A 12,495-nucleotide genomic window follows, 5' to 3' on the forward strand; every position below is an offset into this window, starting at 1 on the left:
GCTTACCCTCGTACCGACATGATTCGCTTCGACAACGTCTCCAAGCAGTATCGGGGCGGCACGAGACCCGCCCTCAACGCCATCGATCTCGAGATCCTCCGGGGCGAGTTCGTCTTCCTCGTCGGCGCCTCCGGCTCCGGCAAGTCCAGCTGCCTCCGCCTGATCCTCAAGGAGGAGCGCCCCTCCTCCGGGTCGATCCACGTGCTCGGGCAGAACCTCGGCAAGATCTCGAGCCGCAAGGTCCCGTACTTCCGTCGCAACATGGGCGTCGTGTTCCAGGACTTCCGGCTGCTGCCGAACAAGTCCGTCTTCGACAATGTCGCGTTCAGCCTCCAGGTGATCGGCAAGTCGAAGGGCTACATCCAGGAGGCCGTCCCGGACACGCTCAAGATGGTGGGCCTCGCGGGCAAGGCGTCGCGCCTGCCCCACGAGCTCTCCGGCGGCGAGCAGCAGCGCGTGGCGATCGCCCGTGCCGTCGTCAACAAGCCGGCCGTCCTGCTGGCCGACGAGCCCACGGGCAACCTCGACCCGACCACGAGCGCCGGCATCATGGCACTGCTCGAGCGGATCAACGCGGGCGGCACGACCGTGATCATGGCGACCCACGAGGCCGGCATCGTCGACCAGATGAAGCGCCGCGTCATCGAGCTCTCGGCCGGCAGCATCGTCCGCGACGAGAGCCAGGGCGGCTACGGCCAGACCGAGAGCATCACCGTCGTCCACGACGGCGTCGTGGTCGTGGCGGCCGACGACCACGCGGTCGCCGAGCAGCCGGCGCCCCCGGCGATCATCGACAGCGAGCTCGCGCCCGCCGAGGTCCCCGAGGTCGACCTGCGCCAGGAGGCCCCGGCCCCGCCGATCGAGCCGGCCCGCCTCTCGCAGACCGCCGCCCAGCCCCGCGTCCCCGAGGGCCGCCGCTCCGCCGCCGTCGAGCCGGAGCGCGAGCCGGAGCCGGCCGCCGAGCCCGCCGCCGCCCCGCGCGTCGTCGAGCTGCAGAGCCAGACCGGTCCGATCTTCCTCCCCGCCGACACCGGCGCCCTGCCCGAGGAGTCGCTCGCCGCGCGCCTCGGCCTCCGCGCCCACGCGGGCGAGGGCGACGAGACCGGCGACGACCAGCAGAACGTAGGACCCGTCAAGTGAGATTCGCACTGATCTGGTCGGAGGTCGCCAGCGGCCTCCGGCGCAACGTCTCCATGGTCGTCTCGGTGATCCTGGTGACCTTCATCTCCCTCACCTTCGTCGGCACGGCGATCCTGCTCCAGATGCAGATCGGCCAGATGAAGAACTTCTGGTACGACAAGGCGCAGGTCGCGGTGTACATGTGCACCGCCACCTCCGGTGGCTCGAACTGCAGCGGCTCCGACGCCACCGCCGAGCAGATCGACGCGGTGCAGGGCCAGCTCGAGGGCGCCACGCTCGCGCCGTACATCGACCGCTCCTACTTCGAGGACCACGACCAGGCCTACGCGAACTTCCAGGAGCAGTTCGCGGGCAACCCGGTCGCCGAGTACGTCACTCCCGACCTGCTCAACCAGACCTTCTGGATCAACCTGAAGGACCCGACCCAGTCGGACGTCATCGTGGAGAGCCTGTCGAGCGTCTCGGGAGTCGAGAGCGTCACCGACCAGCGGCAGTACCTCGACCAGATCTTCTCGATCCTCAACGCGGCGAGCTACACGGCGATCGGCATCGCCGTCCTGATGCTCGTCGCAGCCGTGCTGCTCATCGCCACCACGATCCGCCTCTCGGCGTTCTCGCGGAGACGGGAGCTGGGCATCATGCGGCTGGTGGGGGCCTCGAACAGGTTCATCCAGACCCCGTTCATCCTCGAGGGGGTCTTCGCCGCGCTGGTCGGCTCGATCCTCGCGGGAGTCGCGGTGGTCGCCATCGTGCAGGTCTTCGTGCAGGGGTTCCTGGCGTACCGGATCCCGCTGACCTCCTTCGTGGGACTCGACGACGCTCTGATCGTCGTGCCGATCCTGATCGTGGTCGGCATCGTCCTGGCCGCCGTCTCGGCGAACGTCGCGATCGCGCGGTACCTGCGGGTCTGATCCCGGACCGGACGTATACTGGTGGGCTGTCCCGTTCGGGGCGGCCCACCGGTGCATCGCCCCGACGATGCCCGCCCCCTTCATCCGCTCGCGACCCGAGGAGCAGCCGTGCCCAGAGAACAGGGACAGAAGGTCGTCGCGACCAACCGCAAGGCGCGCCACGACTACCTCATCGAGGACACCTACGAGGCGGGCCTCGTGCTCACCGGCACCGAGGTGAAGTCCCTCCGGGCCGGCCGAGCCTCGCTGGTCGACGGCTACGCCTTCGTCGACGGGGGAGAGGCGTGGCTCGACGCCGTCCACATCAACGAGTGGGCGCAGGGCACCTGGACGAACCACCCGCCGCGCCGCAAGCGCAAGCTGCTGCTGCACAAGGCGCAGATCCTCAAGATCCACAACAAGGTGAAGGAGGGCGGGTACACGCTGATCCCGCTCTCGCTGTACTTCAGCGACGGCAAGGCCAAGGTCGAGCTGGCCGTGGCCAAGGGCAAGAAGGACTACGACAAGCGCCAGGTCCTCCGCGAGCGCCAGGACCGCCGCGAGGCGGACCGCGCGATGTCGACCCGCCGCCGCCTCGGCGAGTAGGCCCCGGCGGGCGATGTCCGACGGGTGCCGCGCAAGCCTCTTCTTCGCGCGCCGTGCTTTGGGAGACTGGGGCGCGTGACCTCCCCCGAGAACAGCGCCCCCGCCGCCCTGAGCGCCGCCGACGAGAAGACGCGGTGGCGCGCTTTCGCGGTGAGCGTCGGAGTCGCGGCCATCACGATCCTCGACCTCTCGAAGGTCAACGTCGGCCTGCCGTCGATCGAGCGCTCGCTCGGAGCGGACGCGAGCCAGCTGCAGCTGATCGTCGCGGGCTACGCGCTCGCCTTCGGACTGGCGCTCGTGCCGGCCGGTCGGCTGGGCGACATCCGCTCGCGCCGCCTGCTGTTCCTCATCGGGCTGACCGCGTTCACGGTGACGAGCCTGCTCTGCGCGCTCGCGCCGTCGATCGAGCTGCTCGTCGTCGCGCGCTTCCTGCAGGGCGTCGCCGCGGGCATCCAGATGCCCCAGGTCCTCGGGCTGGTGCAGCAGATGTTCACCGGCGCCGAGCGTGCCCGGGCCTTCGGGGTCTTCGGCGCGACCATCGGCCTGTCGACCGCCTTCGGCCCGACCCTCGGCGGCCTCCTGATCGCGATCGGCGGCGAGCAGGACGGCTGGCGCCTGCTGTTCTGGATGAACATCCCGCTGGGCGTCGCCGCGCTGGTCTTCGCCTGGAAGCTCATCCCGAAGAAGCGCTCGCGGCCCGAGGGGGACCGGTCCCTCGACCCGGTCGGCCTGCTCCTGCTGGCGGTCGCGATCTTCGCGTTCATGCTGCCGTTCCTGCTGACCACGGGCTCCTCCTCGGACTCGCCCTACCGCTGGTTCTGGCTGGTCCTCGCCGCGGCCGCCGCCGCCGTCTTCGTGCGCTGGGAGGCGCACTACGCCGCGTCGGAGCGGACGCCCGTCATCGACTTCCGCATCTTCCGGACGAGCTCCTACCGCAACGGCATCCTGGTCGCGACCTCCTACTTCGCCGCGATCCCGGCGACCTTCCTCCTCACCACGCTCTTCCTCCAGCAGGGGCTCGGCCTCGAGCCGGTGTTCGCCGGCATGGTGAGCATCCCGTTCGCGCTGACCTCGGCGGTGACCGCCTGGTACGGCGGCAAGCTCGTGCAGCGCTACGGCCGCGCACTGGTGGTGCTCGGCATCGTGCTCGTGGTCATCGGCTTCACGCTCGTGCTGCTCGCCGCCGAGCTCCTCCCGGCCGAGACCGCGGCCTACGGCATGGGTGCCGCGATGCTCGTCGCCGGGGCCGGCGGCGGCTTCGTCGTGTCGCCGAACCAGACGCTCACCCTCGCCGAGATCCCGCCGACGCAGGGCGGCGTGGCGGGCTCCGTGGGCCAGCTCGGCCAGCGCGTGGGCACCGCGGTCGGCACCGCCTGCGCCTCCGCCGTCTTCTTCGCGACGCTGGCGAGCGAGCAGGGGATGGCGGAGGGGCTGGACCGCTACCACGATGCCTTCCGCAACGGCTACTTCGTCACCCTCGGGCTGATCGCGCTCGCGCTCGTGCTGGGTCTGCTCGATCTGCGCCGCCGCCGGGTGACCGCCCGCGGAGCTGAGGTAGACTAGGACTCGTAACTCCACAGTGTGCGACGAACGACCCACTCCAGCGGCCTCCGGGCCGTCGAGTGCTCGCGGGGATGATCGGTTTCGACATTGCCTGCGAAACTGCGAGAAGCGGGTCGAGGATCCAGGGTCATCTCGTCAACGATCCCTGGAAAACACAGGTGCCGAACAGAAGCGCACCGACTTCGCTCTCGCTGCCTAAGCCAGAGTAGATAGTCCGTCAGCCCGTGGGTGCGTCCTCGCCCCGGATCCTGGCGTCATCTAGAGGACTTGCTGCGTCGTTACGCCTGAGGGCGACGCGGGACTTGCACTCGGGCTGGGCCCGTCGACCGATGCGCCGATGGTAACGGTCGGGGCCGAGCAGAACGCTCTCATCGGCTACACCCGTAGAAGGCGCAGAATCACAGCGATGGACGGGGGTTCGATTCCCCCCATCTCCACCACCGGTCGTCGTCGCACACTGGGAGCTCCGCTCCGCCGCCCTCACGACGGGCGCACGTCGAGCTGTCTGATCCGCCCGTAGAGGGTGAGCATCGCCAGCCGGTCGTCGTCGTCGTGCGCCGGGCCGGCGAGAGCCTGCGGCGGGGTCCAGTCCCGGTAGAGCACACCCGGCGCCAGCACAGCGACGGCGGTGCCGGCCGGGTAGTGGGCGCTGCGGTCCACCGGCAGCTCGGCGAACGCGTCGGGCAGGAGCCGGTGCAGCACCTCCAGCAGAGGACGGAGGCGTACTGCTCGCGCCTCGTGCACGGAGAGGGTCACGGCGTTCATCGCGGCGAGCGCGGCCACCAGGTGCTCGGCGGCGGCGTCGTCGTCGCACCGCTCGGTGACCAGCAGCGAGACCACACCGCGCGGCTTCAGCCAGCCGAGCGTGGCGGCCTCGGCGTCGCCGTCCACCGAGACGACGCGGTCGGAGGCGTTGGCGTAGTCGTGCAGGAGCCGCGACCAGACGTCGCCCGGGCCGGGCCCGTCGACCTGCGCGACAGCCTCCGCCGCGGCGAGCAGGGAGCTCTGCCGGTGGAGCCTCGGGAACAGGCTGTCCGCCGGTCCCCAGTGCTGCTCGGCCGTGCGCGAGCGCTCGGGGGGTTCCTGGTCGTGCCGGTCCTGCATGTCGACTCCTGAGCCGCCGGTCTCCGCGCCCCCTCGCGCCTGCCGGTCGTCCCTTCACCCTGCGCTCCGCCGGGGCGCGTGTCAATGAGCCGAACGGGGGGTCGACCGGAGCCGTGGTCAGCGAGCGGAGCCGAAGAGGCTGCCGGTGGTGGAGTCGTCGGCCGGATCGAGGACGGCGCAGACGATCGTGCGGTCGCCGTGGCGCCAGCCGACCTCGGAGGGGACCAGCGAGCGGTACTCGAGGGCGGAGTCCCCGTAGGCGATCCCCATCACAGCGCCGAACTCCGGCTCGCAGCCCGCCTCGGCCTGGGCGAGCAGCGTGTTGCGGCTGGTGTAGCGGTCTCCGGGCTGCGCGAACGTGTGGAAGACCTCCAGCGCGTGCTCCTCGGCGCACGGCACGACGTCGACGTCGGCGATGCGGTCGTCGCCCGGGTCGGCCAGGCAGTCGCCGCGGCGCAGCGAGAACACGTCGGTGACGCCGGCGGTCGCCACCGTGCCGCCCTCGTCGCGCACGGCCTCGGGACCGTCCGGCCCGACGACGGAGGAGCAGCCCGAGAGGAGCAGGAGGAGCGCCGCCGAGGCGAGCGCGGCCGTCCGGCTCCTCATCGCGGCGCCACGATCGCGAGCACCTCGTCGTGCAGCAGTCCGTTGGTGGCGACGGCGCTGCCGTGCCACGGCCCGTCCTCCCCGTCGGCGGAGGTGAAGCGGCCGCCGGCCTCCTGCACGATCGGCACCAGGGCGGCCAGGTCGTAGGGCTTCACGTCGAACTCGCCCGCACCGTCGAGGAGCCCCTCGGCGACGAGCATGTAGGGCCACGCGTCTCCGTAGGCCCGGTCGCGCCAGACGGCGCCGGCGAGCTCGAGCAGCTGCGGGAGGCGGCCCGCGCCGTCCCACTGCTGGATGCTGTTGTAGCTGAAGGTCGCCGAGGCGAGGGTGTCGATCCCCGAGACGCGGAGCGGGCGCGGCTCGGCCCCGGCCTCCAGCTCGACGGCCCAGGCACCCGAGCCCTCGGCCGCCCACCAGCGCGTGCCGAGAGCGGGAGCGGAGACGACTCCGACGACGGGGACGCCGTCGACCGCGAGCGCGATCAGGGTCGCCCAGATCGGGACGCCGCGGAGGAAGTGGGCGGTGCCGTCGATCGGGTCGAGGATCCACTGCCGCGAGGCCTCGCCCGAGGTGCCGAACTCCTCGCCGAGGATCGCGTCGTCCGGGCGCTCGGCGGCGAGCAGCGAGCGGATCGCCTCCTCGACGGCGCGGTCGGCGTCGGTGACCGGGGTGCGGTCGAGCTTCGTGTCCACGACGAGGTCGAGCGCGCCGAACCGCTCCCGCGAGATCGCATCGGCCGCGTCCGCCAGGCGGAGGGCGAGTCGGAGGTCGTCGTCGAAGCTCTGGTCAGCGCTCTGGGGGGTCACACGCCCACGATACCGGTGGGCCCCGCGGAGGCTCCGATCGTCGCCGCGGGCGGTCCGCCGCGCTCGATTTGACGAGACGGGGGGAGACGCTGGTAGTGTGATCCCTCGGTTCGGCACGCACGATCAGCCGGACGAAATGCACCTCTAGCTCAATCGGCAGAGCAACTGACTCTTAATCAGTGGGTTCTCGGTTCAAGTCCGAGGGGGTGCACCACCAGCCCCGCACCTCCTCGTGAGGTGCGGGGCTTCGTCGTTCCCGGGGCCGGCTGTTCCCGGGGTCAGTCCGGGCCCGACCGGACCCGTGGAGGCGCCTCCGCCGGCCCGCCGACCAGGGCTGCAGGCCGGCGACGGCTCCCGGCCGCTTGCAGGATCCTGACGGCGCGCGCGGCGGAGGAGCGGGATCGGCAGCGCCTGAGCATCCGCACGGTGTCCGGCGCAGGACGCGCACCGACCCCCGTTCGCGTGGCAGGATCTCCGTTCGCTTCCGTTTTCCCCTCCAGAAAGGACCGATGTGCCCGAAGACGTCCTCCCCGTGATCGGCTCGATCGCGCTCGCCGTGGTGATCGCGGTCGTGATCGCCGTGGTCGCGACCGCCGTCGTCGCCCTCGTCCTGCGCTCGGTCGGCAAGCGCAAGACCTGGGCGCGCCTGCTGATCCGGCGTCTGCGCATCCCGTTCCGCGTGCTGCTGATGACCATCGCGGTCTGGGCCGCGCTCGCCGCCACCGTGTCGGGCGACCCCTGGCCGGGTCTCGTGCAGCGGGTGTTCCAGATCGCCACGATCGGCGCGGCGGCGTGGGTGATCGGATCCCTGTTCGTGTTCCTCGAGGACCTGGGCGCCGAGCGCTACCGGACCGACACGGCCGACAACCGCCGGGCACGCCGCCTCCGCACGCAGATGACGATCATCCGGAGGGTCGCCGTGGCGGCCGTCGTGGTCATCGCGATCGGCGCCTCGCTGCTGACCTTCCCCGAGGCCCGCACGGCCGGTGCGAGCCTCCTGGCCTCGGCCGGCGTGCTCTCGATCGTGGCGGGCCTGGCCGCGCAGTCGAGCCTCACGAACATCTTCGCCGGGATGCAGCTCGCCTTCAGCGACGCCATCCGCCTGGACGACGTGGTGATCGTCGAGACCGAGTGGGGGCGGATCGAGGAGATCACGCTGACCTACGTCGTCGTCCACCTCTGGGACGACCGCCGCCTGGTGCTGCCCACGAACTACTTCACGACCCAGCCGTTCCAGAACTGGACCCGCACCGGGTCCGAGCTGCTCGGCGCCGTCGAGCTCGACCTGGACTGGCGGGTCAGCCCCGAGCAGATGCGCGAGGAGCTGCACCGCATGCTCGAGGAGACCGACCTCTGGGACCGGCGCACCAGCGTGCTGCAGGTGACCGACGCGACGGGCGGCTTCGTCCGGATCCGGGTGCTCGTCACCGCCAAGGACGCGCCGACGCTCTTCGACCTGCGCTGCTACGTGCGCGAGCGGCTCGTCTCGTGGCTGCACGAGAACGACCCCGTCGCTCTGCCGCGTCAGCGCGTCGAGATGGAGCGGGAGCCCGCTCCCGCCACGACCCCGCGCCGGCACGGGTCCTCCGCCCCGGACAACCTGTTCTCGGGCGACGAGCGCTCGAACGAGCGCGGCGCGATGTTCACGGGTCTCATCGACCTGCGGGACACCCCGACCCGCGACACTCGCGGAGTGCCCACGCGCGACACCCGCGGAGTCCCCACCCGCGACCCGCGCGACTGACCCCCTCCGCGAGATGCCACCTGTGACGGCGACACGCCGAGCGCGGGCGTCACAGGTGGCATCTCGCGGGGGTCGGAGCGGGGTGCCTAGCGGTTCACGGAGCTCATGTCGGCGTAGCGGTCGCCGACGGGGGCCTCGAGCGCGCCGAGGACGTCGAGCTGCTCCGCGGTCAGCACGAGGGCGTCCGCGGCCGCGTTCTCCTCGATGCGCGAGACGCGCTTGGTGCCCGGGATCGGAGCGATGTCCTCGCCCTGGGCGAGCAGCCAGGCGAGCGCCACCTGCGCGGCGGTCGCGTCCGCCTCTGCCGCCACACGGTCGACGGCCTCCACGATGCGGAGGTTCGCCTCCAGCGCTCCGTCGGCGAAGCGGGGGTTGTCGCGGCGGAAGTCGTCGCTGCCCAGCTCGGCGACCGAGCGGATGCTGCCCGTGAGGAAGCCGCGGCCCAGCGGCGAGTACGGGACGAAGCCGATGCCGAGCTCGCGGAGGACCGGCAGCACCTCCGCCTCGGGGTCGCGGGTCCAGAGCGAGTACTCGGACTGCACAGCGGTGACCGGGTGCACGGAGTGAGCGCGCCGGATCGTCGCGGGCGCCGCCTCCGAGAGGCCGTAGCCGCGGAGCTTGCCCTCCTGGATCAGCTCCGCGAAGGCCCCGGCGGTCTCCTCGACCGGGACGCCCGGGTCCATGCGGTGCTGGTAGTAGAGGTCGATGCGGTCGGTCCCGAGGCGCGCGAGCGAGCCCTCGACGGCGAGCCGCAGGTTCTCCGGGGAGCCGTCGAGTCCGCGGCCCCCATCGCCTCGGTGGCGGATCATGCCGAACTTGCTCGCCAGCACGACCTCGTCGCGGTGGCCGGCCAGCGCGCGGCCGAGCAGTTCCTCGTTGGTGTACGGGCCGTAGATCTCGGCGGTGTCGAGGAACGTGACGCCGAGATCGAGGGCGCGGTGCACGGTGCGGATCGACTCCGCGTCGTCGGTGCCGGCGCCGGTGTAGAACGCCGACATGCCCATCGCGCCGAGACCGAGGCGCGAGACCTCGAGAGCAGCGACGTCGGATCCGAGGGTGATCGTCTTCATCAGTGGGTGGTCCTCTCCTGGTACGCCGCGATCTTGATGTCGATCGCGGCGAGGCTGGCGTGTGTCCGGGCGAGCTGCGCCTCGACCTCCTCGCGGTGCGTCCGGAGCAGCGCGAGGCGCTCCGGCTCCGTGGCGGGCCCGATCCGGAGGAGCCGGGCGTACTCGCGGATCCGCGCGATCGGCATCCCGGTCGCGCGGAGCTTGGTGAGGAAGTCGACCCAGCCGACGTCGGCCGGCCGGTAGCGGCGGTGCTGCGACGAGGCGCGCTCGACCGGGTCGAGCATGAGCCCGGCGCGCTCGTAGTAGCGCAGGGTGTGCACGGTGAGACCGGTGACGGCGGCGACCTGCGAGATCGACAGCACCTCCGGCTCGGCCGGGGCGGCGGTGGCGGTGGACATGGCGTCAACCTACGACTTCGAGTGCGCTCGAGGTCAAGCGGGAGCGGGCGACTCAGCCGACCTCGCGGCCGAAGCCCAGGAGGGCCTCGGCGATGCGGGCGTCCGCCTCCTCGTGGCTGATGGTCGCCTCGCCGTCGCCCGCCTGCGGCCCGTACCAGCCGAAGTCGGCGTGGTTGGCGCCGTCGATCTCGACGAGGTCGGCGGAGGAGGGCAGCCGGACGCTCGCGTCGGCGACCTTCTCCGGCGTGCTGAGCCCGTCCTCCGATCCGCTGACACTGAGGACGGGGAGCCCGGAGCCCGAGAGGTCGTTCGCGCAGTAGCTGCCGAGCAGCACCAGGCCCGCCACGGCCGGGGCCTCGGCCCACTGGCAGGCCTTCACGCCGCCGAGGGAGTGGCCGCCGACGAGCCAGCGGTCGACGCCCTCGGCCTGGCTGGTGAAGGTCTCGAGCGAGCGGAGGTCGAAGAAGGCCAGGTGCAGGATCGGCCGCGTGATCACGACGGTCGCCCCGGCGTCGACCAGCGGAGCCAGGGTCGCCTCGTAGGAGGAGGCGTCGACCTTCGCTCCGGGGATGAAGACCAGGCCCGTGCCGGCCAGCTCGCCGGTCGAGGTCGGCGTCATCACGAGCGCGTCGTCCGTGCGCTGGACCGCGATCGCCGGATCGGCGCGCACGCGGGCGAGGGCGTCCTCGTCGGGGCCGCTGACGATCGAGCTCCAGGTGAGGAAGCCGAGGACCGCGACTCCGAGGACTCCGCCGATGGTCGCGAGAACGACGCGGCGGCGCCTCATCGGGCTGCCGCGATCGCGTCGGCCGCCTGCACCAGGGCGAGGTGGGAGAGGGCCTGGGGAGTGTTCCCCGCGTGCCGGCGGCCCTCGACGTCGTACTCCTCCGAGAGGAGGCCCACGTCGTTGCAGAGCCCGACGAGCCGGTCCATCAGGGTCCGCGCGTCGTCGATCCGGCCGGAGTCGGCGTACTGCCGGACGAGCCAGAAGGAGCAGGCGAGGAACGGGTGCTCGCCGCCGGCGAGGCCGTCGACCGAGGACTCGGTCCGATAGCGGTGCAGCAGGCCGTCCTGCAGGAGCACGCGCTCCAGCTCGGCGACGGTGCCCAGCATCCGCGGGTCGTCGGCGGGGACGAAGCCGACCATCGGCAGCACGAGGAGCGACGCGTCGACCTCGGGCGAGCCGTAGAACTGCACGAAGTGGCCGCGCTCGGCGTCGAAGCCCTGGGCCTCGATCTCGGCGCGCACCTCGTCGCGGAGGCGCTCCCAGGTCTCGACCGGACCGGGCAGGCCGTTCTCGCGCACGGCGCGGACGCCCCGATCGAGCGCGGCCCAGATCATGACCCGCGAGTGCGTGAAGTGCCGCGGCTCGCCCCGGATCTCCCAGATGCCGTTGTCCGGCCGCTGCCAGTTGGTCTCGACGAAGCCCAGGAGCGCGCGCTGGAGCGGCCAGGAGAACTCCGTCTCGTCCACTCCGGCCACGCGGGCCTCGTGCAGAGCGACCATCACCTCGCCGATCACGTCCGCCTGGTACTGGTCGACGGCGGCGTTCCCGATCCGCACGGGGGAGGCGCCGTCGTAGCCGGGCAGGCTCGGCATCTCCCGCTCGGGCAGGTCGCGCTCGCCGGCGAGGCCGTACATGATCTGCACGTCCTCCGGCGCGCCCGCGACCGCGCGGAGCAGCCAGGCCCGCCACTTCTGCGCCTCCTGTTCGAACCCGTGCGCGAGCAGGGCCTGCAGGGTGAGCGAGGCGTCGCGGAGCCAGACGTAGCGGTAGTCCCAGTTGCGGGCGCCGCCGAACTGCTCCGGGAGCGAGGTGGTCGCCGCCGCGACGATGCCGCCGGTCTCGTCGTCGGTCAGGGCGCGGAGGGTGAGCAGCGAGCGGACGACGGCGTCGCGGTGCGGCCCGTCGTAGTCGATCGCCGACGCCCACTCGGACCACCAGGAGAGCGTGCGCTCCAGCGCGCGGTCGACGTCGAGGCGCTTCGGCGCCCGCTGGTGCGAGGGGAACCACGCCATCGAGAGGTCGACGACCGCGTCCGCGTCGACGTCGAACTCCGCCGCGTGGGCGTGGTCGACGGCCTTCAACCGCACTCCGCGCACCACGACCGCGTCGGGCCCGGCGACGGCGACGAGCAGCGGATCCTCGTCCGTCCCCTCCTGCCGCACCCACGGCACGGTGCGGGCGTAGTCGAAGCGGATGCGCAGCTCCTGCCGCATCCGGACGGTCCCCGACACTCCGCGCACCCGGCGCACCAGCTCGGCGCGCTCGTCGCGCAGCGGCATCACGTCGACCACCTCGACGACGCCGGTGGGCGTCGTCCACCGGGTGACCAGCGCGAGCGTGTCGCCGAGGTAGTGGCGCTCGCTCGTCGCCTCCCCGTCCACCGGCCGGAGCGACCAGCGCCCCTGGTCGTCGCCGCCGAGGAGGGCGCCGAAGACGGAGGCGGAGTCGAAGCGCGGCAGGCACAGCCAGTCGATCCCCCCGTCGCGGGAGACGAGAGCGGCCGTGCGGCAGTCGGAGAGGACGGCGTAGTCCTCGATCGGGGAGACCATGCGGCGATCCTC

The 12,495-nt window shown here is 72.0% G+C and carries 12 protein-coding genes, 1 tRNA gene and 1 other RNA gene; 7 read left to right on the forward strand and 7 right to left on the reverse strand.

Going from position 1 to position 12,495, the window contains the following annotated elements; all coding sequences use genetic code 11:
- Window positions 1-18 precede the first annotated feature (18 nt).
- The 5 genes from ftsE to ssrA all read left to right on the forward strand — a co-directional run bounded on the left by ftsE (window position 19) and on the right by ssrA (window position 4,639).
- A complete protein-coding gene (ftsE, locus tag GSU40_RS05735) occupies window positions 19-1,140 on the forward strand; it encodes a cell division ATP-binding protein FtsE (RefSeq protein ID WP_160034049.1) in 1,122 nt (373 codons plus the stop codon).
- Window positions 1,137-2,051 (forward strand): permease-like cell division protein FtsX, encoded by a 915-nt coding sequence (gene ftsX, locus GSU40_RS05740; RefSeq protein ID WP_104223559.1) that lies wholly within the window; start codon window positions 1,137-1,139, stop codon window positions 2,049-2,051. Before ftsE ends, ftsX begins: the two co-directional genes overlap by 4 nt.
- Before the next feature lie 108 nt (window positions 2,052-2,159).
- Window positions 2,160-2,636 carry an SsrA-binding protein SmpB gene (gene smpB / locus GSU40_RS05745; RefSeq protein WP_104223558.1) on the forward strand — a complete coding sequence of 159 codons (477 nt, stop codon included), beginning with the start codon at window positions 2,160-2,162 and terminating at the stop codon, window positions 2,634-2,636.
- 75 nt (window positions 2,637-2,711) lie between these two features.
- Window positions 2,712-4,199 (forward strand): MFS transporter, encoded by a 1,488-nt coding sequence (locus tag GSU40_RS05750; RefSeq protein ID WP_160034051.1) that lies wholly within the window; start codon window positions 2,712-2,714, stop codon window positions 4,197-4,199.
- Window positions 4,200-4,266: 67 nt separating this feature from the next.
- Window positions 4,267-4,639: a transfer-messenger RNA gene (gene ssrA / locus GSU40_RS05755) on the forward strand.
- Window positions 4,640-4,679: 40 nt separating this feature from the next.
- Here the strand turns inward: ssrA and GSU40_RS05760 are convergent.
- The 3 genes from GSU40_RS05760 to GSU40_RS05770 all read right to left on the reverse strand — a co-directional run bounded on the left by GSU40_RS05760 (window position 4,680) and on the right by GSU40_RS05770 (window position 6,715).
- Window positions 4,680-5,303 carry a hypothetical protein gene (locus GSU40_RS05760; RefSeq protein ID WP_160034052.1) on the reverse strand — a complete coding sequence of 208 codons (624 nt, stop codon included), beginning with the start codon at window positions 5,301-5,303 and terminating at the stop codon, window positions 4,680-4,682.
- Between the two features lie 117 nt (window positions 5,304-5,420).
- Window positions 5,421-5,909, reverse strand: a complete 489-nt coding sequence (locus GSU40_RS05765) for a septum formation family protein (RefSeq protein WP_104238162.1) — start codon at window positions 5,907-5,909, stop codon at window positions 5,421-5,423.
- Window positions 5,906-6,715, reverse strand: coding sequence for an inositol monophosphatase family protein (locus GSU40_RS05770; protein ID WP_159913450.1), 810 nt, complete (start codon window positions 6,713-6,715; stop codon window positions 5,906-5,908). Before GSU40_RS05770 ends, GSU40_RS05765 begins: the two co-directional genes overlap by 4 nt.
- 138 nt (window positions 6,716-6,853) lie before the next feature.
- Here GSU40_RS05770 and GSU40_RS05775 point away from each other — a divergent pair.
- Both GSU40_RS05775 and GSU40_RS05780 read left to right on the forward strand, forming a co-directional pair.
- A tRNA-Lys gene (locus tag GSU40_RS05775) sits at window positions 6,854-6,929 on the forward strand.
- 297 nt (window positions 6,930-7,226) lie between these two features.
- Window positions 7,227-8,459 (forward strand): mechanosensitive ion channel domain-containing protein, encoded by a 1,233-nt coding sequence (locus tag GSU40_RS05780; RefSeq protein WP_208543365.1) that lies wholly within the window; start codon window positions 7,227-7,229, stop codon window positions 8,457-8,459.
- Between the two features lie 86 nt (window positions 8,460-8,545).
- On the opposite strand, the gene GSU40_RS05785 is transcribed toward GSU40_RS05780, so the two are convergent.
- Genes GSU40_RS05785 through GSU40_RS05800 form a run of 4 tightly spaced genes read right to left on the reverse strand, consistent with a single transcriptional unit; the run spans window position 8,546 to window position 12,483 of the window.
- Window positions 8,546-9,529: an aldo/keto reductase gene (locus GSU40_RS05785; RefSeq protein ID WP_160034053.1), complete on the reverse strand. Its 984-nt coding sequence runs from the start codon at window positions 9,527-9,529 to the stop codon at window positions 8,546-8,548.
- Entirely contained in the window at window positions 9,529-9,927 is a 399-nt protein-coding gene (locus tag GSU40_RS05790; protein ID WP_104223551.1) for a MerR family transcriptional regulator, read from the reverse strand. Before GSU40_RS05790 ends, GSU40_RS05785 begins: the two co-directional genes overlap by 1 nt.
- Window positions 9,928-9,979: 52 nt before the next feature.
- On the reverse strand, window positions 9,980-10,714 hold the full coding sequence (locus GSU40_RS05795) for an alpha/beta hydrolase (protein WP_160034054.1): 735 nt from the start codon (window positions 10,712-10,714) through the stop codon (window positions 9,980-9,982).
- Window positions 10,711-12,483, reverse strand: coding sequence for a glycoside hydrolase family 15 protein (locus GSU40_RS05800; RefSeq protein ID WP_160034055.1), 1,773 nt, complete (start codon window positions 12,481-12,483; stop codon window positions 10,711-10,713). Before GSU40_RS05800 ends, GSU40_RS05795 begins: the two co-directional genes overlap by 4 nt.
- Window positions 12,484-12,495: the final 12 nt, after the last annotated feature.

The sequence above is a fragment of the Rathayibacter sp. VKM Ac-2805 genome (genome assembly GCF_009834265.1).
In the GTDB taxonomy this organism is placed as follows: domain Bacteria; phylum Actinomycetota; class Actinomycetes; order Actinomycetales; family Microbacteriaceae; genus Rathayibacter.

Coding starts and splice junctions, on each gene's coding strand:
- GSU40_RS05790 (WP_104223551.1), bottom strand. CDS start 9,927: ATGTCCACCGCCACCGCCGCCCCGGCCGAGCCGGAGGTGCTGTCGATC.
- GSU40_RS05785 (WP_160034053.1), bottom strand. CDS start 9,529: ATGAAGACGATCACCCTCGGATCCGACGTCGCTGCTCTCGAGGTCTCG.
- GSU40_RS05795 (WP_160034054.1), bottom strand. CDS start 10,714: ATGAGGCGCCGCCGCGTCGTTCTCGCGACCATCGGCGGAGTCCTCGGA.
- GSU40_RS05760 (WP_160034052.1), bottom strand. CDS start 5,303: ATGCAGGACCGGCACGACCAGGAACCCCCCGAGCGCTCGCGCACGGCC.
- ftsE (WP_160034049.1), top strand. CDS start 19: ATGATTCGCTTCGACAACGTCTCCAAGCAGTATCGGGGCGGCACGAGA.
- GSU40_RS05800 (WP_160034055.1), bottom strand. CDS start 12,483: ATGGTCTCCCCGATCGAGGACTACGCCGTCCTCTCCGACTGCCGCACG.
- GSU40_RS05765 (WP_104238162.1), bottom strand. CDS start 5,909: ATGAGGAGCCGGACGGCCGCGCTCGCCTCGGCGGCGCTCCTCCTGCTC.